A 1,319-nucleotide genomic window follows, 5' to 3' on the forward strand; every position below is an offset into this window, starting at 1 on the left:
GCCATGGACTTGTCAGCGCTGGCTGCCAGCGGTACCGCGTTCACCACCACACGGCTGCCGAAATCTCTGAAGAACGTTGTTGACACGCCAAATGGGCCAGATACAACACGATTGACCGCTGCTGACTTCCCAAAAGTGAGGACAACTGTAAGTCAAAAACAAAATCGACACATCGAAGGCCGAGCCGAATATCGTGGTGGTGGAACACTGGTGAGCCAAGCAGACGCGCAACGGGTGCTAGATGCGTATCACAGTGGCGATGCGATTATTTTAGGGAAAACATCACAAGGTTTCCCAGTCGTGCGCTTTAATGGCGTAACTGGAATAAACAACAATGTTGGCGCGGGTATAGCAAACCAGCCAACGAATGTATTCATTGTAAAAGGGACTGCTAGCCCAAGTATTGTCCCTTCGAACCCGAACTGGACGCCATAATGCCGTCATTGATCGATTGGAACTGGTACGAGCTTATGTTGGTTCAGGCGTTGTCGGGGGTGATCTCACCTAACTTCAGAATGGTAACACTTAATTTTGCAGGTGATTGTTGGATTGTCGAAGCTTGGCTGCTCGAAGAAAGCCAGCAGGATAGCGAAGAGTTTTACGACGCAATTGATGAGTTTTCAATTTACATTGAAGATGTAAAACAAGAGCTTTCAGCTTGCGCTTATCAGAAAATTGTTGGCCAGTTAGTAGTTGGCGGGCGACCACTGCGTCCCAAGTTTGCAGAAGACACCAGAGTGGTATTTAGACGCCGGGAGGCATAGAATAAAGCACTGAAATGACACGAGCCTTCCGTTGTCATTGATGTTGTCTTTGGCGCGGCTGAAGTGGCTGGCGCTGTTTACCTCCACAGGTCTGGCTAGTGGCATGGGAAGCCGCTCTGCCTCTGCTGAAGAAATGTTCATGGTTCAGTGGTTGCTAGATGCAGCTGAGCAGATGGATGGCAAACCAAGAGGACAGCTGTTTCAAGCCTATGCGAAAGGTCTGGCAAACGGTACCAGCCTTCGCGAACACATGAGCGAGGAGCGCTGGCAGATTTGGGTAAACCCCAACCTGACAACGCAGGAAAAGTTCGCAGCGCAGGAAAACACCGGCCTTGAGTTTGGCCCAATCATGGCCATGGCAGTGATGGGCGGAAAATGGGGCACAACGCGCAATGGCTCCAGCATGCTTGGAGCAAAAGGCACGCAAACAGCTAGCACAACAGTATGGAAGGGGACAGGTATGAGCTACTCCCCATCCGTTGGACAGGTTTAGGCGTAAATTAAGCTACACTGTGCATCTGCTGATCGGGTTGGTGTTGTTCGATGCGCTGCCAA

Annotated in this window: 3 protein-coding genes; all 3 read left to right on the forward strand. The window is 50.7% G+C overall.

Annotated elements, in window-relative coordinates:
• Positions 1 to 435: polymorphic toxin type 50 domain-containing protein (locus tag G512_RS22725; protein WP_208975031.1), on the forward strand; the 435-nt coding region annotated here is incomplete at its 5' end.
• Positions 435 to 764, forward strand: a complete 330-nt coding sequence (locus tag G512_RS0114680) for a hypothetical protein (protein ID WP_036489863.1) — start codon at positions 435 to 437, stop codon at positions 762 to 764. The genes G512_RS22725 and G512_RS0114680, both read left to right, overlap by 1 nt.
• Positions 765 to 795: 31 nt before the next feature.
• Complete coding sequence (locus G512_RS0114685) at positions 796 to 1,257, forward strand: hypothetical protein (protein WP_143181443.1); 462 nt, start codon at positions 796 to 798, stop codon at positions 1,255 to 1,257.
• Positions 1,258 to 1,319: the final 62 nt, after the last annotated feature.

Origin of the sequence: Pseudovibrio exalbescens DSM 16456, from assembly GCF_000422785.1 — a bacterium.
In the GTDB taxonomy this organism is placed as follows: Bacteria; Pseudomonadota; Alphaproteobacteria; order Rhizobiales; family Stappiaceae; genus Pseudovibrio; species Pseudovibrio exalbescens.